This window comes from Actinoplanes missouriensis 431 (assembly GCF_000284295.1).
GTDB lineage: Bacteria > Actinomycetota > Actinomycetes > Mycobacteriales > Micromonosporaceae > Actinoplanes > Actinoplanes missouriensis.
Genome location: NC_017093.1, coordinates 410,750 through 427,965, shown reverse-complemented (window position 1 = coordinate 427,965; position 17,216 = coordinate 410,750). Strand labels below are relative to the sequence as shown.

The 17,216-nt window shown below is 69.0% G+C and carries 16 protein-coding genes and 2 riboswitches; of the genes, 4 read left to right on the top strand and 12 right to left on the bottom strand.

The genetic code is table 11. The features are described 5' to 3' along the window. The first annotated feature begins 128 nt into the window (after positions 1 to 128). Complete coding sequence (locus AMIS_RS02050; protein WP_014440525.1) at positions 129 to 1,025, top strand: ABC transporter permease; 897 nt, start codon at positions 129 to 131, stop codon at positions 1,023 to 1,025. After that, positions 1,018 to 1,791: an ABC transporter ATP-binding protein gene (locus AMIS_RS02045; protein WP_014440524.1), complete on the top strand. Its 774-nt coding sequence runs from the start codon at positions 1,018 to 1,020 to the stop codon at positions 1,789 to 1,791. The genes AMIS_RS02050 and AMIS_RS02045 overlap by 8 nt, the downstream gene beginning before the upstream one ends. A 28-nt stretch (positions 1,792 to 1,819) precedes the next feature. Here AMIS_RS02045 and AMIS_RS02040 read toward each other — a convergent pair whose 3' ends face one another. After that, positions 1,820 to 2,833, bottom strand: coding sequence for a coiled-coil domain-containing protein (locus tag AMIS_RS02040; RefSeq protein ID WP_014440523.1), 1,014 nt, complete (start codon positions 2,831 to 2,833; stop codon positions 1,820 to 1,822). A 3-nt stretch (positions 2,834 to 2,836) separates the two neighbouring features. Continuing rightward, a riboswitch (cyclic di-AMP (ydaO/yuaA leader) is annotated at positions 2,837 to 2,976 on the bottom strand. 207 nt (positions 2,977 to 3,183) lie between these two features. Further along, positions 3,184 to 3,316, top strand: a riboswitch (cyclic di-AMP (ydaO/yuaA leader). Between the two features lie 6 nt (positions 3,317 to 3,322). On the opposite strand from AMIS_RS02040, the gene AMIS_RS02035 reads away from it, so the two are divergent. After that, positions 3,323 to 4,339 carry a coiled-coil domain-containing protein gene (locus tag AMIS_RS02035; protein WP_014440522.1) on the top strand — a complete coding sequence of 339 codons (1,017 nt, stop codon included), beginning with the start codon at positions 3,323 to 3,325 and terminating at the stop codon, positions 4,337 to 4,339. 65 nt (positions 4,340 to 4,404) lie between these two features. On the opposite strand, the gene AMIS_RS02030 is transcribed toward AMIS_RS02035, so the two are convergent. The 5 genes from AMIS_RS02030 to AMIS_RS02010 all read right to left on the bottom strand — a co-directional run bounded on the left by AMIS_RS02030 (position 4,405) and on the right by AMIS_RS02010 (position 12,046). Beyond that, a complete protein-coding gene (locus AMIS_RS02030; RefSeq protein WP_014440521.1) occupies positions 4,405 to 6,768 on the bottom strand; it encodes a glycoside hydrolase family 65 protein in 2,364 nt (787 codons plus the stop codon). 44 nt (positions 6,769 to 6,812) lie between these two features. Next, positions 6,813 to 7,556, bottom strand: coding sequence for an HAD family hydrolase (locus AMIS_RS02025; RefSeq protein ID WP_014440520.1), 744 nt, complete (start codon positions 7,554 to 7,556; stop codon positions 6,813 to 6,815). Between the two features lie 91 nt (positions 7,557 to 7,647). Beyond that, positions 7,648 to 8,175, bottom strand: a complete 528-nt coding sequence (locus AMIS_RS02020; protein WP_231859208.1) for an ATP-binding protein — start codon at positions 8,173 to 8,175, stop codon at positions 7,648 to 7,650. Between the two features lie 36 nt (positions 8,176 to 8,211). Continuing rightward, the gene (locus tag AMIS_RS02015; RefSeq protein ID WP_014440518.1) at positions 8,212 to 9,507 is read right to left on the bottom strand and encodes an ABC transporter ATP-binding protein; all 1,296 of its coding nucleotides are present in this window, start codon (positions 9,505 to 9,507) and stop codon (positions 8,212 to 8,214) included. Between the two features lie 625 nt (positions 9,508 to 10,132). Next, positions 10,133 to 12,046, bottom strand: coding sequence for a DUF5941 domain-containing protein (locus tag AMIS_RS02010; RefSeq protein ID WP_014440517.1), 1,914 nt, complete (start codon positions 12,044 to 12,046; stop codon positions 10,133 to 10,135). Between the two features lie 156 nt (positions 12,047 to 12,202). On the opposite strand from AMIS_RS02010, the gene AMIS_RS02005 reads away from it, so the two are divergent. After that, positions 12,203 to 12,406, top strand: a complete 204-nt coding sequence (locus tag AMIS_RS02005) for a PspC domain-containing protein (RefSeq protein WP_014440516.1) — start codon at positions 12,203 to 12,205, stop codon at positions 12,404 to 12,406. Between the two features lie 8 nt (positions 12,407 to 12,414). Here AMIS_RS02005 and AMIS_RS02000 read toward each other — a convergent pair whose 3' ends face one another. From AMIS_RS02000 to pdxH, 6 genes are all read right to left on the bottom strand, one after another. Then, the gene (locus AMIS_RS02000) at positions 12,415 to 13,149 is read right to left on the bottom strand and encodes a DUF4230 domain-containing protein (protein ID WP_014440515.1); all 735 of its coding nucleotides are present in this window, start codon (positions 13,147 to 13,149) and stop codon (positions 12,415 to 12,417) included. Between the two features lie 81 nt (positions 13,150 to 13,230). Beyond that, entirely contained in the window at positions 13,231 to 13,527 is a 297-nt protein-coding gene (locus AMIS_RS01995) for a type II toxin-antitoxin system VapB family antitoxin (RefSeq protein ID WP_014440514.1), read from the bottom strand. Positions 13,528 to 13,585: 58 nt separating this feature from the next. Next, positions 13,586 to 14,194: a nitroreductase family protein gene (locus AMIS_RS01990; RefSeq protein ID WP_014440513.1), complete on the bottom strand. Its 609-nt coding sequence runs from the start codon at positions 14,192 to 14,194 to the stop codon at positions 13,586 to 13,588. Beyond that, the gene (locus AMIS_RS01985; protein ID WP_014440512.1) at positions 14,194 to 15,114 is read right to left on the bottom strand and encodes an aldose 1-epimerase family protein; all 921 of its coding nucleotides are present in this window, start codon (positions 15,112 to 15,114) and stop codon (positions 14,194 to 14,196) included. Before AMIS_RS01985 ends, AMIS_RS01990 begins: the two co-directional genes overlap by 1 nt. A 10-nt stretch (positions 15,115 to 15,124) precedes the next feature. Next, positions 15,125 to 16,435: an MFS transporter gene (locus AMIS_RS01980; protein WP_041829512.1), complete on the bottom strand. Its 1,311-nt coding sequence runs from the start codon at positions 16,433 to 16,435 to the stop codon at positions 15,125 to 15,127. After that, positions 16,408 to 17,049, bottom strand: coding sequence for a pyridoxamine 5'-phosphate oxidase (gene pdxH, locus AMIS_RS01975; RefSeq protein ID WP_041830431.1), 642 nt, complete (start codon positions 17,047 to 17,049; stop codon positions 16,408 to 16,410). Before pdxH ends, AMIS_RS01980 begins: the two co-directional genes overlap by 28 nt. Between the last annotated feature and the right edge of the window lie 167 nt (positions 17,050 to 17,216).

Here is a 17,216-nt window from a genome sequence, read left to right as displayed (position 1 = left end):
CTGGCACGTCGATACGAACCCGTTCCAACGGGGACGGCGAGCGCCTGTCATGCTTGCTAGCTGTGTCCTCGAGCAAGCCACCGGAGCCCCCCGCCTCCGCCGGGCCGATTAGATCGGAGCACCACCCCATGCCAGAGACGGCGGTCGCCGAGACCGGCACCGGGCTCTCGCCCAAGGAGCTCGCTCGCCGACACGGCCTGACGGCGTCCGGGCGGCTTCCCAGCCTCCCCGAGTACACGCGTCAGCTGTGGTCCTACCGGCACTTCATCCGGGCACACGCCAGCGCGAAGATGACGTCTTCGCTGGGCAGCACGAAGCTCGGCACGGTGTGGCAGGTGCTCACACCGATCATCAACGCCGCGGTCTACTACCTGATCTTCGGCGTGATCATCGGAACCAGCCGCGGTGTCGACAACTTCCCGGCGTACCTCTGCATCGGTGTCTTCGTCTTCCAGTTCACCCAGTCGATCGTGCAGGGCGGACAGAACGCGATCACCGGAAACCTCGGCCTGATCCGGGCGCTGCACTTCCCGCGGGCCAGCCTGCCCCTCTCGGTCGCCCTGGTGGAGATCCGGAACTTCGTGGTGGCCCTGGTCGTGCTGATCGGCATCGTCCTGATCACCGGCGAGCCGATCACCGTGCAGTGGCTGCTCCTGCTGCCGCTGCTGGCCCTGCAGTCGTTCTTCAACACCGGCCTGGCGATGTTCATGGCGCGGTACGGCTCGAAGAACCGCGACATCAAGCAGCTGATCCCGTTCATCATGCGCTTCTGGATGTACGGGTCCGCCGTCCTCTACCCGGTGACCCTCTTCGAGGACAAGCTCGACGGCTGGCAGCTCGCCCTGGTCGAGGCGAACCCGATGCTGATCTTCATCGAGCTGTTCCGCCACGCGCTGCTGGAGGGCGTCACGCTGGCCGGCTCACCGGTCGTGCTGTGGCTCGAGGCGCTCGCGTGGAGCGTGGTCGTGGGTATCGGCGGATTCACCTACTTCTGGCGCGGAGAGAAGGGCTACGGCCGTGGCTGACAACGAACTCATCCCCACCGTCGTCGCTGACGACGCCCACATCATCTACAAGGTGTTCGGCTCGGCCGCTCCGGGCACGGGCAGCCCGCTCGCCAGCTTCAAGCGCATGGTCACCGGTACGAAATCGGCGAATGTGCGCGAGGTGCACGCCGTCAAAGGTGTGAGCTTCACCGCGTACCGGGGTGAGGCGATCGGTCTGATCGGCAGCAACGGCTCGGGCAAGTCGACCCTGCTGCGCGCGGTCGCGGGTCTGCTCCCGGTGGCCAAGGGCGCGATCTACGCGGCCGGCCAGCCCTCCCTGCTCGGCGTGAACGCGGCCCTGATGAACGAGCTCCCCGGCGATCGCAACGTCGAGCTGGGCTGCCTCGCGATGGGCATGTCACCGGCCGAGGTGAAGGAGAAGAAGGACGGGATCATCGAGTTCTCCGGCATCAACGAGCGCGGCGACTTCTCGTCGCTGCCGATGCGGACCTACTCGTCCGGCATGGCCGCCCGTCTGAAGTTCTCGATCGCCGCCGCGAAGCAGCACGACGTGCTGCTGATCGACGAGGCGCTGGCGACGGGTGACGCCAAGTTCCGCCGCCGGAGCGAGGCGCGGGTGCGTGAGCTGCGCGCCGAGGCCGGCACGGTCTTCCTGGTCAGCCACAGTGAGCAGTCGATCCGGGACACCTGCGACAGGTGCATCTGGCTGGAGTCCGGCCTGATCCGGGCGGACGGCCCCACCGACGAGGTGATGCGGGAGTACGAGTCCTACATGCGCAAGTAGGACCCGTACCCCCGAGGGGTTTTGATCTTTAGCGGACCGAGAGATGCACGTGGTTGGTGTGGTCGCTGGAGGGGTCGCCGCCCGCTCCGCTGTACGACTTCCAGCCACTGCTCGGCAGCCAGATCCGGCGGTACCAGATCACGTAGAGCACGTCGAGCGCGTCCGCGTTGTTGATGAAGTAGTTCGCCAGGTTGGTGCCGTAGGTCTTGCTGGCACCCGTGGCGTCCCCGCCGAAGCCGTTCTTGTCGGCCGCGAAGTCGCAGGCCCGGCCCTTCGGGTGCTCACCGCTGTTCTGCTCGCGGAAGCAGTGCACGTACCGGGTGAACCCGTCCTTCTGGGCCTGCTTCAGCGCGTGCAGGGTGCGCGGGGTGAGGCAGCCGCTGCTGGTCGGGTCCTTCTCGGTGCAGCCGGACCCTGAGCCGCTCGGCGCCGGATCGGCCTTGGCGCTGCCACCGCCGTCACTCGACGACGACGCGTCGGCGCCCTGGTTCGCCTTCTTCAGCGCGGTCTCGGCCTGCAGCTTCTTCTTCGCCATCACGTTGACCTGCTTCTGCTGGTCCTTGATGGTGGCGTCGAGGGTGAGCTTGGCCTTGCGCCGGGAGTCGAGGGTCGTCTTGAGCTCCTCGATCGCGGCGTTCTGATCGGCCGCGACGGTCGACAGGATCATGGTCCGGTCGATGAAGCTGCCGGTGTCGCTCGCGTTGACGAGCGCGCTCATCCCGCCCATCCGGCCCGACGTGTATGCCTGGGAGGCGATCTCGTCGAGGGCCGCCTGCTGGGGGCCGACCTGGGCGTCCAGCTTCTTGAGCTCCGCCGTCAGCTCGGTCTGCTTCTTCTTGGAGGACTTGAGCTTCGCCTTCGCCTCCACGTAACCGCGAGAGGCGTCCTCCAGCTGCTCGACGAGAGACTTGGAGCCGCCCTCGCCGTCGTCACCGTTGTCACCGGGAGCGGCGGTGGCCGGTGACGCCACGACCGCCAGCCCGCACACGGCGAGGAGCAGCCCCATCACGGCCGCCAATCGCCGCGCAGTCTTTCGCTGCACAAGGAATCCTTCCGTCGGCCGCCGACCGAGTTAGCTGACGGGTTCGGGACGGAAGCAATCCCTACCACCTTCAAAAGGCGGATTCACCCCGAGGAAATATGGTTCCCCGGCTCGCCGCGAGGGCGATTAGGCGGCGGTCCCCGGGTGGGAACCGGAACCGACCATACCCACTCAATCAACAGATCGACAGTTCTCGTACGTTCCGCGATTACCCGGACACGCGAGGTGATTTGATTACGGAAAGTCGCTGCCTGGTAACAGTTTTGGCCGTCTCGCCGCCCTGATACCGCGCCATTCCTCGGGTAAACTCGTCGCCGGTCCTGCCAGGACGGCACCGCCCCCGAGGAGCCGGCAGGCCGCCGCCTAATCACCGTGAGGTGAGCCGGGGAACCAAGTCAGTGGGGTGAGTCCGCCTTCGGGCGGTAGGGATTGCTTCCGTCCCGAACCCGTCAGCTAACTCGGTCGGCGGTGACTAGGAAGGAACTGTTGATGACCGCAAGTCCCCGCCGGTGGCTGATGCTTGCCCTGGCACCACTGGTGGCTACGACGTTGTTCGTGGCGCCGGTGACCCCTGCCTCCGCCGAGCCGAACGGTTCGTCCGCGACCGCGGAGGAAGAGGACGACGACGCCAACCTCTCCGACGTCATCGAGGCGGCCAACCGGCGCTACGTCTCGGCCAAGGCTGCCGTGACGAAGTCCACAAAGGCCCAGGCGAAGCTGAACGTCGAGATCAAGGCCGCGGAGACCCGGCGCGACAAGCTCATCCCCGAGGTGAACTCGATCGCCCGCGAGCAGTACGTGACGGGCAACCTGAGCGCCGTCGGCTTCCTGCTCGGTGCGAACTCGTCGAACGACTTCCTGCACAAGGCGATCTCCCTGGAGGAGATCAACAAGCTGCACGACGAGAAACTGCACGAGCTGAACGAGGCGATCGCCACGGTCGCCGAGAGCAAGGCGAAACTCGACGCCGAGGTCAAGGCGCAGAAGAAGAACGCCTCGCTCATGAAGAAGCAGAAGGACTCCGCGGAGAAAGCCCTGCAACTGGTGGGCGGCAATGCCCTCACCGAGGGCTTCGTGGTGGCGAAATCCCCGCAGGCCGACCCGGCCCCGCGGAACTCCAGCGGCGGTTTCTCGCCGGAGGGTTGCAACCAGAAGGACCCGACGACGAACGGCTGCATCACCAAGCGCACGCTGCACATGTACAAAGAGGTCAAGAAGGCCGGCTTCGACATGTTCGTCGGCTGCCACCGTGACGGCGGGCCGTTCGAGCACCCCAAGGGCCGGGCCTGTGACTGGTCGCTGCAGAAGAGCGGATTCTCGTCGGCGCACAACGACAAGATGATGAAGTACGGCAACGACCTCATGGCGTTCCTGGTGCGTAACGCCGACGAGCTCGGGATCTACTACGTCATCTGGTACAAGAAGATCTGGTTCCCGGCGTCGGGCTGGAAGGCGTACCACGGCGTCAGTGACCACACCGACCACGTGCACGTCTCCCTGCTCTAGGGAACGCCTCAGGCATCGGAAAAGCCCCCGTCCTCACGCTGAGGACGGGGGCTTTTCTCGTTGCCTCAGTGCACCGCGCGGCGCACCGGCGCCCGCCCGTGCGGCTGGGACGGCGCGGACCCCACCGGAGGAGCCGGCGGGATCGGCATGGTCACCGGGCGCACCTGGGTGACCTCGGTCTCCTTGCCGTGGTGCACGAGCGTCAGCCGGGCCGAACCGCCACCGTTGCGCAGCGAGTAGGTCACCTCGTCCGCCGTCACGTTCACCCGCAGCCGCAGACCGCGCCAGAGCAGCGAGAACTCCAGGTTGTTGATCCGGCTGGGCAGGCGCGGCGCGAAGCTCAGCTGCCCGTTGAAGTCCCGCATGCCGCCGAGACCGGCGACCAGCGAGATCCAGGTACCGGCCAGCGACGCCACGTGCACGCCGTCCCGGGCGTTCTGGTGCAGGTCGTGCAGGTCCATCAGGGCGGCCTCGCCCAGGTAGTCGTGGGCCAGCTCCAGATGACCGGTCTCGGCCGCGAGAACCGCCTGGATGCACGCGGACAGCGACGAGTCACGGACGGTCCGGGCGTCGTAGTACGCGAAGTTGCGCGCTTTCTCCTCCGGCGTGAACGCGTCGCCCCGGATGTACATCGCCATGACCAGGTCGGCCTGCTTGATGACCTGCTTGCGGTACAGATCGAAGTACGGGAAGTTGAGCAGCAGCGGGTAGCCCTCGGGTGGGGTGTTCTCGAAGTCCCACTCCTGCAGCCGGGTGAAGCCCTCGCACTGCTGGTGGACGCCGAGCTCCTTGTCGTACGGGATGTGCACCGCGGCCGCCGCATCCCGCCAGGACGCCGCCTCCTCGTCGTCCACCCCGAGCTTGCGAGCCAGGTCCGGGTGCCGCTTGCAGGCCTCGACCGCGGTCATCAGGTTCTGCTGCGCCATCAGGTTGGTGTAGATGTTGTCGTTCACCACGGCGGTGTACTCGTCCGGACCCGTCACGCCGTCGATGTGGAAGCGCCCGTGCCGGTCGTGGTGACCCAGCGAGCGCCACAACCGGGCGGTCTCGACGAGCAGCTCCAGGCCGACCTCACGCTCGAAGTCGTAGTCACCGGTGGCCTGCACGTACCGCCGGACCGCGTCGGCGATGTCCGCGCCGATGTGGAAGCCCGCGGTGCCCGCAGGCCAGTACCCGGAGCACTCCTGCCCCCGGATCGTCCGCCACGGGAACGCCGCACCGGACAGGCCGAGCGTCTGCGCGCGCTCCCGGGCCAGGTCCAGCGTCGAGTGCCGCCAGCGCAGCACGTCGGCCGCCGCGGAGGGCTGGGTGTACGTCAGAGCCGGCAGAACGAAGGTCTCGGAGTCCCAGAACGTGTGGCCGTCGTATCCCGGCCCGGTGAGGCCCTTGGAGCCGATCGGGCGCTGCTCGGCCCGCGCGCCGGCCTGCAGGGTGTGGAAGAGGCCGAACCGGACCGCCTGCTGCACCTCCGGGTCACCCTCGACCTTGACGTCCGAGTGGTCCCAGAAGGCGTCCAGGTACTCCCGCTGCTGCTGGACCAGGCCCTCCCAGCCGTCCAGGCGGGCACTCGCCAGCGCGGCGCCGACCTGGTCACGCAGGGCGGGCAGCGAGCGGATGCTGGACCAGCCGTACGCCGCGAGCTTGACCACCTGCAGTTTCTGGCCGGGCTCCAGCCGGCAGGCGACGGTGGTGCGCAGCCAGTCGGGGTGGCCCTCGGTGGTGATGGCGTGCCGGCCCGGCGTCTCCACCAGGTGCTCCATGGCCGCGGCCATCCGCAGGTCGCTGGCCTTGGTGCGGTGCACCAGGATGCCGCCGGCGCGCTGCTCCATCATCTCCTCGGCCTGCAGCGGCCGGTCCAGCACGGCGGCCACCCGGGGGTCCTTGCTCACCGGCGGCAGCTGCTCGTTCGCCACCAGCTCGGACTGCAGGATCAGCCGGGCGGAGCCCTCCAGGGGCTCGACCTCGTAGAGGAAGGCGACGACGGCCCGCTGTGTGAACGAGACCAGACGAACAGTGCGAACCCGGACGCCCTGACCGGACGGGGAGACCCACTCCACCACCCGCTCCAGGGTGCCGGCCCGCAGGTCCAGGCAGCGCTCGTGGGAGCGCAGCTCGCCGTAACGCACGTCGAACGGCTCGTCGTTGACGAGCAGGCGCATCAGCTTGGCGTTGGTGACGTTCACCATCGTCTGGCCGGACTCAGGGAACCCGTACCCACCCTCGGCGTGCGGCAGCGGCCGCAGCTCGTAGAACGAGTTCAGGTAGCTGCCGGGCAGGCCGTGCGGCTCGCCCTCGTCCAGGTTTCCGCGTATCCCGATGTGGCCGTTGGAGAGCGCGAACACCGACTCGGACTGGGCCAGCAGCTCCAGGTCCAGCCGGGTCTCCCGGATATGCCATGGGTCGACGGGATAGGCCCGTTCACGGATCACGGTCGTGCCTCTCGAGGTCTTCAGAAGTCGAGTCAGATTTACTGTCAGTTGTCGGTAAGGAGCTCGGCGAGGTCGGTCACGACCACGTCCGCGCCGTTGGTGCGCAGCGCCTCGGCCTGGCCCACCCGGTCGACGCCGATGACGATGCCGAAGCCGCCGGCCCGTCCCGCCGCCACACCGGCCAGCGCGTCCTCGTAGACGGCACAGTGCTCCGGCTCCACGCCGAGCAGCTTCGCCGCGTACAGGAAGGTGTCCGGCGCGGGCTTGCCCGGCAGGCCCTGCTCCCGGGCGACCAGGCCGTCCACCCGGACCTCCAGGAGATCGGCGATGCCGGCGGCCTCCAGCACGTCCTTGCAGTTGGCGCTCGCCGAGACGACCGCACGCCGGAGCCCGGCCGCCTTGGCCGCCTTCAGGTACTCCACCGATCCGGGGTAGACCTGGACGGCGCCTTCCTTGATCTTCTGCAGCACGAGCACGTTCTTGCGGTTGCCGACGCCGTTGACCGTCTCCTGGTCTCCGGTGTCGTCAGGAGTGCCCTCGGGCAGGGTGATGCCCCGGGAGGCCAGGAAGGTGCGCACCCCGTCGGCGCGCTGGCGGCCGTCCACATATTGGTGATAATCGGCGCCTGAATCGAACGGCACGAATGGCACACCGTGACGGGCCGACCACGATTCCAAGAACGAGTCGAACGTCTGTTTCCACGCCGCGTTGTGCACCAGCGCGGTCTGCGTCAGCACGCCATCAAGATCGAAAAGGCAAACGTTCACCTGTGAAGGAAGTCCGAGCACGCGCCCAATGTAGCCGGACGCGAAGCGGGACGAGAGCGGAAGGGCCTCTTCACATTTACGTGATGGTTCACAGGTCGTTCAACCTGCTGTTTCATCGGGAATCCGGCGTGCCATCCAAGGAGATGCGCAATCCGATCGAGGTACCGATAGGCCCGGTCGCGGTCGTCACGTCGTCGCACAACTGGTGCGCCAGCCACAGGCCGCGCCCGCCGACCTCGAAGGCCTCCGGCGCCTGCGGCTCGTCCAGGTAACCACCGGGAATGCCCGGGCCGGAGTCGGTCACGACGCACCACACCGAACCGTCCTCGACGCGCAGCACCAGCCGGCCGTTGCCGCCCGCGTGCAGCACGACGTTGGTGATGACCTCGTTGACGGCCAGGATGTACCCATGCCGGCGATCGGCACTCAAGGGGAGCGGGACGAGCCGGGAGGTCACCTCGTGCCGGAGAACGGTGATGTCCTCCTGGCCGAAAGCACGATCGAGGAGCAGCGGACCGGCCGGTTGGCGGACACCATCGGCCCTCGGCTCCCGCTCCGGAGCCGAACGCACGCTCTGGCCGATCCTGTCCTCCACCGTCGTGCAGCCTACGCGCTGTGGCCGACCGGTGGCACGGGGCATCGGTGATCCTGCCCGGAAGTGGCCTTGATCCGGCACTCAGCGCCAACCGACATCAATCCGGTCACCTCGCTCGTCGAAGAAGTGGAGTGCTTCCATCCGTACCGAAATGGCCAGCGGATGCCCAGGTCCCACCGCCGGATACGGCGCCAGCCGCACCGACAGCTCGGCCGGCTTCCGATGGTGCCGGCCGGGGTCGTTGAGCACACTCACCCGTCCGGTGGGCCGAGGATCGATCTCGACGGGTCCCGGGCGTGTCAGACGCTGCAGCGCGCCGCCGATCCGCTTGAGCGCGCCCTCGACCGGCGGCTGGGTGTGCACCGGGTTGCTCATCTCGTCGACCACGATCGCCGTCGCGCCGACGTCCAGGAACGCCAGCGACTCGTGCCCGTGGTGCTCCAGATAGCGGATCCGGCCCTGCAGGACGTGCCCCTGGGTGTCCGGCGCGACCGGGGTGAGCGCCTCCGCCCGGATCCCGACGACGATGCGCTCGCCGTGGTAGCGCATCACCGCGCGCGACCGCGGGTCGTTCCACGGCATGTAGAGGTTCTGGTCGCCGAAGTTGAGCACGATGTACTGATCGAGGTGGACGTAGACGGACGCCTCGAGCAGGTTCATCCGGGGCGAGCCGAGGAACGCCGCGACGTAGAGCGTGGCCGGGCGGCGGTAGACCTCGGTGGGCGTGCCGACGTCCTGGAGCACGCCCTTGCGCATGATCGCGACACGGTCCGCCATGGTGAGCGCCTCGGCCTGGTCGTGCGTCACGTACATGGTCGTGACGCCCAGCTCCCGGGTCATGCTGGAGATCTCCGCGCGCAGTTCGGCGCGCAGCCCGCTGTCCAGGTTGGAAAGCGGCTCGTCCATCAGGAACAGCCCAGGGCGGCGCACGATCGCCCGCCCCATCGCGACCCGCTGCCGCTGCCCGCCGGAAAGCTGGCTGGGCCGCCGGCCGAGCACCTCGCCGATGCCGAGCGCGCCGGCGATGGCGTCCACCCGCTCCTGCCGCGGGGACGGCTCGACGCCGGACAGCTTCAGGGGGAAGCCGATGTTCTCGCCCACGGTCATGTGCGGATAGAGCGCAAAATCCTGAAACACCATCGCGATGCTGCGCTCCCGCGGCGGAAGATCGAGCACCGGCTCGCCGTTCAGCAGGAGGTCCCCCTCGGTGGGGTCCTCCAGCCCGGCGATCATCCGGAGCACGGTCGACTTCCCGCAACCGGAGGGCCCGAGCAGCACCATGAACTCACCGTCGTTGACCTCGAGATCGAGGTTGTCGACGGCATAGGTGCCATCTGGCCAGATCTTGGTGACGTTCTTGAGCGCGACGGTGGACACCGTCAACCTCCTGCGATCGTGTGATCCCGATCCCACGACGGTCGGCAATCAGGCACTAACTCTGCGAGTGGAGTCAATGCCCTGCCATCGGTCGAAAGTGCCATTCGCGGATAGTGATGAATCGATTACCGAGATCTGAACGCCGGGAGATCGACTGTGCACGTACACACAAAGAAAGCGCAAAAAACGACACCCATCCGGTACGCGTTCGCACTCCCCCACCGCACCGGCGGGTCCCGCCACCGCCACACCTGACGCTCCTCCCGCCGGCGCATCCCGGCGCCGGCCCCGGCGTCCCCTCCAGCCGAACCCCACCCCACCGCGCTCCCAGTCGCCCGCCGGACGACCAGCGCTCACCAGACGACCAGCGCTCGCCAGACGACCAGCGCTCGCCAAGATTCGCGGCGGACCCGAGGAAGGGAGTCGCTCAGCCCGAGCCGACCCGGCCGGGGCCGACCAAACCGGAACCGATCAGTGCGAGCAGGCCAGCGCGAGCAGAGCAGCGGGCGCTGGGCAGCGCGAGCGGGCCAGCGGGCGCAGGGCAGCGAGGGCAGGCCGGCGCGAACGGGTCAGCGGGCGCAGGGCAGCGCGAGCAGGTCAGCGCGAACGGGTCAGCGGGAACGGGTCAGCGGGCGCGGCTTGCGTGCCAGTCTCGGACTGCCGTGACGGTGAACGACGCCAGCACCAGCACCGCCAGCACCGCCGTCCCCGCCGTCGCGAAGCCCAGCAGGGCCGCCAGCGCCAGCAGCAGCGCCCGCCCGTCCCAGCCGAGCACCGCACCACCGGCCCCACTCGCCGGGGCGCCCTTCTCCATCCGCGCGGTCAGGTCGTAGTGCCGCAGCGCGAGCGTGAACAGCAGCAGGAACACCACCGCGGGCGGCACCGAGCCGTAGAGGCCGACGGCGACCACGACCAGGTACTCCGCGGCGCGCAGGGCGGCCGGCACCAGCCAGTCCAGGGCGCCGCCGTGCCGGGTGCGGGCCGGGAAGCCGCTGAGCACGACCGGGACGGCCACGACGGCGAGCAGCCATGGATAGCGGGACGGGTCGAGGGTGAGGAACACCAGGACGGCAGCCAAGGCGTACCCGGTGAAAAGCGCGGCAAGCGCAAGCGGGCGTCCCGCGCCGACCCGGCTGAGGACGGCTCGCACCAGCGGACCGTCGTCGCGGTGGCGCATCGTGTCGACCGTGTCCAGCACCGAGACCCGCATGGAGAGTGCCCGCAGCGAGCGCAGCGCCAGCGTGTACGCGGCGGCGAGCAGACCGAACCCGACCACCGCGGCGAGCGCGATCCGGCCGTTGGTGACCGCGGCCAGCACGGACATCAGGGCCCAGCGTTCGCCGATCGGGAAGACGACGATCTTCTTGCCCCAGTAGATCAGTGAGCCGCGCTGGCTCTGCGCCGCGACCGAGGCCGCGGTGAGGCGGGCGCCGACACCGGCCGTGGCCTGCTGGACGGGCCGGGCGGCCGCCTCGTCGTGCAGGGCGCCGTACCAGGTGTCGGTCATGTGCCGGGCGGTCTGCAGGACGATCGCGGCGATGGCGAGGGGCCAGGCGTACGGCAGACCGATCCGTTCCGCCCCGGCCGCGAGACCGGCGTAGACCGCGTACTCCTTGGCGCGGTCGGCCATTGTGTCGAGCCAGCCGCCGAACGCGTCGAAGTTCCGGGTGTAGCGGGCGAGCTGGCCGTCCACGCAGTCGAGCACGAACCCGAGGTAGAGCAGGATCCCGCCGAGGATCATCAGCGGCCGGGACGCCTGCCAGAACGCCAGGGCCGCGGCGCCCGCGAACAGCACCGAGAGCCCGGTCACCGCGGTCGGGGTCAGACCCAGCCGGGCGGCTGCCCGGGTGACGATCGGCGACCAGCTGCTCACCGCGTACGTCGTGAAGAAGTCGTCCTGTTCCTTGACGGCGAGCCGGAGGCGAGCCGCGTCCTCGTCCACCGCAGCGACCGCCGCCCGTGCCGAGACCAGCTCGGCGGGGGTGCGCACCTGCTGGGCCCGCAGCGTCCGGGGCCGGGTGGCGATCGGGACCAGGCCGTCGTCGAGCAGCGCGGCGAGCAGGTCGGGCCGGTCGGCGGCCTTCTCCAGCAGCGGCAGGTCGGCGGGGGCGACGCACATCGCGCCGAGGAAGCGGGCGGTCCCGGAGCCGGGCGTGGCGGGCACGATCCGCCCGCGGTCCTCCTTGAGGTCGCCGGCGGCGTCGGCCATCACCAGCACGGTGCTGCGGCCGGCCGGCTCGGTGGCGAGCATCCACAGCAGGCTGGGGTGTGCGACCAGGTTGTCCGGGCAGATCAGCAGTTGCTCACCGGAGGTGCGCGCCTGGTGGACCAGCTCCCGCAGCCGGGCGACCCCATGCTGCTGGTTGATCGAGGCGGACGGGGAGCCCGCTGCGCCGGCGTGCACCGGCACGGAAGCGAGCCGCACGACCGAGGACGCGCCGGCTGCCCGCAGCGCGGCGTCGAGTTCCGCGGCGAGCTGGGCCGCCTCACTCTCCGGAAGGGCGGTTCCGGCCGGGGAGTAGAGAAGGGCCAACGTCACGGCCGAAAGGTTAACAGCGGGCGTCACCCGGGTACGGGTCACCCTTACGGGAGCTGGACCACCGGTATCCCCCTGTAGGCCGAGGGCCGCCGAAGTTTCCGTACCTACCGTCGAAGTGGTCGTGGCAGAACGCCACGGTCACCGCAGAAGGAGTGGATGAACGTGTCCCGCGCCGTCAAGACCCGCACTCTGACCCGCCCCCGCCACAACCGCATGTTCGCCGGTGTCTGCGCCGGCCTGGGCCAGCGCTTCGGCCTGGGAGCCGGCACGGTCCGGCTGCTGTTCGTGCTGTCCTGCCTGCTCCCCGGCCCGCAGTTCATCGCTTACCTGGTGCTCTGGGCGATGATGCCCAGCGAGTGACCCGCTGATCAGGGATTGGCGAACGTGACCGTCACGGTGGTGTAACCCAGCCGGGCGAAGAGGCTCTCCAGCATCCGCTGGGTGTTGTCTCTCGCCCGCTGGTCCATCCCGCTGGACCGGGCGGCCTCGGTGATCCGCTCCTGTGCCAGCTGATAGACCCGCTGCTGCTTGTTGGGCTCGTCGCCGAACGCGTCGCCGATCCGGTCGAGCAACCCGCGCTCCTCGGCGACGACGTAGCTTTTCGCCATGTCGAGGGCGGCCGTCGACTGCGCCGGCGCCGGCAGCGTCAGCTCGATCGTTTTCTTGGTCTCGTCGACTTTCAGCGCGTCACCGCTGAGGGCGCCGAAGTCGACGTAGGCCTCGACCGTGCCGGAACCGACGAAGAGCGTCCGCCGGTTCACCAGGAAGTCCGGGATGTTCTCCTTGTCCTGCTGGAGATCGACGATGACCTGGAAGGTGCCGTCCGCCGCGACGTAACGGTTGAGGTCCCGCATGGACTGCAGCAGCACGGGCTGGCTGCGGTCGACGGTCTGATCGGAGAACGGGTTGTCGAACGTCGGCAGCACGTTTATCGCCCGCAGGCCGAGGCAGCCCGCGACCATCAGCGCGAAGACGAAACCCGTGAAGATCAGCAGCCGGGCGAAGCCGCTCCGGCGAACATCGGTGGGAGCAGCCGTCGCGTCCTGATCGGGCACGGCCGGGTACTCCCTGGTCGGTTCGTCGACATCCGGTGAGTTGGCCATAACCCCACGGTACGGAGGGGGTACGACAATCCGCATCCGGAGAGCCAGGAACAGCCTTCAGCCCATCAAAGGGCGGTCGGATCAGTCCTCCACCAGGAGAACACGGGCGTGGATCTGATTGCGCTGCTGCAGCGCCGCCCGCAGCGCCCGGTGCAGCCCGTCCTCCAGGTACAGCGCCCCGTGATATTCCACGACGTGCGGGAAGAGATCGCCGTAGAACGTGGAGTCCTCGGCGAGCAGCTTGTCGAGCGCCAGCTCCCGTTTCGTGGTGATCAGGTCGGCGAGCCGGATCGGTCGCGGCGGAATCTCCGCCCACGCCTTCAGCGTCGTGTGGTGATCGGGGTACGGGGCTCCGTCCCGGACCGCTTTGAAGATCACGGCGGCTGCCCCTTTCCGTCAGAATGTTCCACCGCATGCCAGGGTAACCGCGCGAGTGTCAGACCTCGCCGGTCGAAGCCCACCGGCCATGATGCACCACATCGTCCACCGGACGGTGGCCGCGCCTCAGTGACGGAGACCTCTTGTCGTCACCTCGGTACCCCACGGTCAGCGCGCCAATCGGGGTAAATGCCTCGGGCACGCCGAAGGCCTGCTTGAACGCGCCGACACGGTCGGCCGGCAGCCCGATGAAGCACGAGCCGAGGCCCTCGTTGACCGCGGTCAGGTGCATGAGCAGCGAGGCGAATCCGGTGTCGATGTCCCAGTACGGCACGGGCCAGCGCGACTCGTCCCGATCCGTCCATCCCTTGTCCGCCTCCGCATATCTATCGATATATACGGACTTGTTGGACAACGCGACGATGACCAGCGGCGCGGTCGACATCCGATCGAGCCAGCTGTTCGAGCCCGAGGACAGAGTCCCCCAGAACAGCGAACGATCCGCTGCCGCCGTCAGGACCAGAAAGCTCCAGCCCTGCGAGAAACCCGCCGACGGCGCCCGCAGCCCATGCTTGATGATCTTGTCCACCAGCGCGGGCGGCACCGGGCGGTCAGGGTCGTACCCCCGCACCATCCGGCGCCGCCGGACGACCTCGTCGAACTCCATCAGGCCCGGATGCCCCAGGACGTCGTCCAGGTCTGACCCGGCTCCAGCACGACCAGGTCACGCCCGCTGCGGAACGCGTCCGGCGGGCACGTCATCGGCTCCACCGCGACGGCGCGCCGGTGCCGCTCGCCGTGCAGCGTGTCACCGGTGAAGACCTGCCAGTACTTGAACTTGTCGTCCGCCCAGACCACGATCTTGGAGCCGGCATCCCCGGAGGACAGGGTCACCGCGGTGATCCCGTCCGCGTCGAAGTCGATGTCACCGAACGTGGTGTCCAGCACCGCGCTGCCGATCCGGCGCGGCTCGTTGTAGTCGAACTCGGTGCCGGCCACCTTGTTCGCGCCGAGCGGCAGCAGCCGGTTGTCGGCGAGCAGCCGGGACCGGGCCGGCACGTGCAGCACCGTGTCGTCCACGCTCACGCCCGCAAGCCGCAGGTAGGGGTGCACGGAGTAACCCCACGGCGCGTTCGAGCCGGAGGTGTTCACCACGTCCTGCACGCAGCGCAGGCCGTCCGCGGAGACCGACCAGTGACTGCGCAGCACCAGCGACCACGGGTACCCCACCTGGGCGGGCAGCTCGTACTCCAGGGTCACCGCGCCGGCGGACTGCTCGGCGAGCCGCCAGCGCGACCAGTTGACCAGGCCGTGGATGGCGTTGTGCCGGGCCGGCTCGGTCAGCGCCAGCTGGTAGGTCTGGCCCTCGAACTGGTAGTGCCCGTCCCGGATGCGGTTCGGCCACGGCGCGAGGATCTGACCCGCGGAACCCGGTGCGATCTCGTCGGTGCCGAAGCCGTCGAGCAGCTCGGCGCCGTTGACGGAATAGGCGCGCAGCGTGCCGCCGACCTCCGTCAGGACGGCACGATGCCCGTCTGCCTCGATCGACCACTGGATGCCGGATTTAGCGGCTGCCTCTGCGCTCATACCCGCGACACTATCGGTCCTCGGAACTCTCGGAGGCGGGCCGGTATCGGATCAGTGCCGGAGACACGGCGGCCAGTGCCACGGCCAGGCCGGCCGCGACGAATCCCCCGCCCGCCCAGGAGCCGGTCACGCCGGTGACGTCGGCTGTCGCACCGGCGCGCAGGTCACCGAGCCGGGGACCGCCGGCCACCACGACGGTGAACACGCCCTGCAGCCGCCCGCGCAGCCGGTCCGGCGCGAACGTCTGCATGATCGATTGCCGGTAGACCGCGCTGACCAGGTCGGCCGCGCCCGCCACGGCGAGCAGCAGGACCATCAGCCACAGGTGGGTGGCGAGGCCGGAGAAGCCGATCGCCACACCCCAGCCGACCACCGCGACGACCAGGGCCAGACCCTGCCGCCGGACCCGGCTGATCCAGCCGGAGGTGAGACCGCCGAGCAGCGAGCCGATCGCGATCGCGCTGTAGAGCCAGCCCACCGCGGATCCGCCGCCGAACTGGTTCTCGGCCACCGCCGGGAAGAGCGCCCGGGGCATCGCGAAGATCATCGCGATCAGGTCGATCGCGAACGAGAGCAGCAGCACTGGCTGGGTGACCAGGAACTTAAGCCCGACCGCGATGCCGCGCAGTCCGGCCGAGGGCTTCTCGTCGCCCTCCTCGCGCTCGATCGGCGGGATGGCCGGGAGGCGCCAGGTGGCCCAGAAGGTCATCGTGAAGAGCAGGGCGTCCACCGCGTACGCCACCTCGACGCCCGCCTCCGTCGACCAGATCCCCATGATCAGGCCGGCGGCCAGCGGGCCGAGCACGCCACCGGCGGTGGTGGTCGTGTAGTTCAGCGTGTTGGCGGCCGGTACCAGGTCACCGGGGACGATCCGCGGAATGATCGCGTTGCGGGCCGGCGAGCTGATCGCGAAACCGGCCGACTGCACGGCGGTCAGCGCCAGCAGCAGATGCGGGCTGTGCAACCCGGCGACCGCCTGCACCAGCAGCCCGAGCGTGGACGTCCAGGTGATCACGGAGCTGGCCAGCAGCAACCGGCGCCGGTCCACCACATCGGCGACCGCGCCACCCCACAGACCGAAGATCAGCAACGGTACGAGGGCAGCCACCCCGATCAGACCGACCCAGGTGGTCGAGTCCGTGATGGCGTACATCTCCACCGGCACGGCCACGGCGGTGAACTGGAACCCGAAGAACGAGGCCCCGTTGCCGATCCACATCCGCCGGTACGCGACCACCCGCAGCGGCCGCGTGTCGATCATCCAGGATTTCGGCTTCTTCTCGGCGACCTGGCTCACGGGGCGAGCCTCTCGACCACCCATTTGCCGTCCGCGTCGCCCGGCACGGTGTCGCGCCGGAACCGCAGCCGATCGTGCAGCCGGCTGCTCCGCCCCTGCCAGAACTCCACGCTGTCCGGAATCACCCGGAACCCGCCCCAGTGCGGCGGCGCCGGAATCGGCCCCTCGCCGAACCGCGCGACCGCCGCCGCCAGCCCCGCGTCCACGTCGGCGCGGGCGGTCAGCACCCGGGACTGCGGACTGGCCCAGGCACCGAGCTGCGAGCCGCGCGGCCGGGCCTGGAAGTACTCCTCGGTCTCCGCGCGCGACACCCGCTCCACCACCCCCGCCACGGTCACCTGCCGCTGCATGGGGAACCACGGAAACACCAGGCTCGCGTACGGGTTGACGAACAGCTCCGTGCCCTTGCGGGACTCGTAATTCGTGAAAAAGACGAAACCGCTCGCGTCATAACCCTTGAGCAGCACGGTCCGGGCCGACGGACGTCCCGCCGCGTCGGCCGTGGCGAGCACCATCGCGTTCGGCTCGGGCAACCCGAACGTGGTCGCGTCGGCGAACCACGCCGCGAACTGGCTGGTCCAGTCCCCGGCCAGCCCGTCTTCGAGCAGCAACGGCCACTCGGTGTAGTCGCGGCGCATCCCGGCCGGCGACGGCGCTTCCTCGGCCACTTGCGCTCCGTTCACCGCTGTATAGAAATCGGAGGTAACCCCAAGACGCAAACGACGGTAAGTCGCCGGTGGCGAAACGTCAGTTGAACCAGGATGGGTGTCACCGAGAGCACAACCGCGACGCCTCGACCGGCGGT

What these genes read in the sequence shown, in the direction of transcription:
- AMIS_RS02000 (WP_014440515.1), bottom strand. Translation starts at nt 13,149, where the DNA reads ATGGCCAACTCACCGGATGTCGACGAACCGACCAGGGAGTACCCGGCC.
- AMIS_RS01980 (WP_041829512.1), bottom strand. Translation starts at nt 16,435, where the DNA reads ATGGGTGGTCGAGAGGCTCGCCCCGTGAGCCAGGTCGCCGAGAAGAAG.
- AMIS_RS02035 (WP_014440522.1), top strand. Translation starts at nt 3,323, where the DNA reads ATGACCGCAAGTCCCCGCCGGTGGCTGATGCTTGCCCTGGCACCACTG.
- AMIS_RS01985 (WP_014440512.1), bottom strand. Translation starts at nt 15,114, where the DNA reads ATGAGCGCAGAGGCAGCCGCTAAATCCGGCATCCAGTGGTCGATCGAG.
- AMIS_RS02005 (WP_014440516.1), top strand. Translation starts at nt 12,203, where the DNA reads ATGAACGTGTCCCGCGCCGTCAAGACCCGCACTCTGACCCGCCCCCGC.
- AMIS_RS02050 (WP_014440525.1), top strand. Translation starts at nt 129, where the DNA reads ATGCCAGAGACGGCGGTCGCCGAGACCGGCACCGGGCTCTCGCCCAAG.
- AMIS_RS01990 (WP_014440513.1), bottom strand. Translation starts at nt 14,194, where the DNA reads ATGGAGTTCGACGAGGTCGTCCGGCGGCGCCGGATGGTGCGGGGGTAC.
- AMIS_RS02020 (WP_231859208.1), bottom strand. Translation starts at nt 8,175, where the DNA reads ATGCCCCGTGCCACCGGTCGGCCACAGCGCGTAGGCTGCACGACGGTG.
- pdxH (WP_041830431.1), bottom strand. Translation starts at nt 17,049, where the DNA reads ATGCGCCGCGACTACACCGAGTGGCCGTTGCTGCTCGAAGACGGGCTG.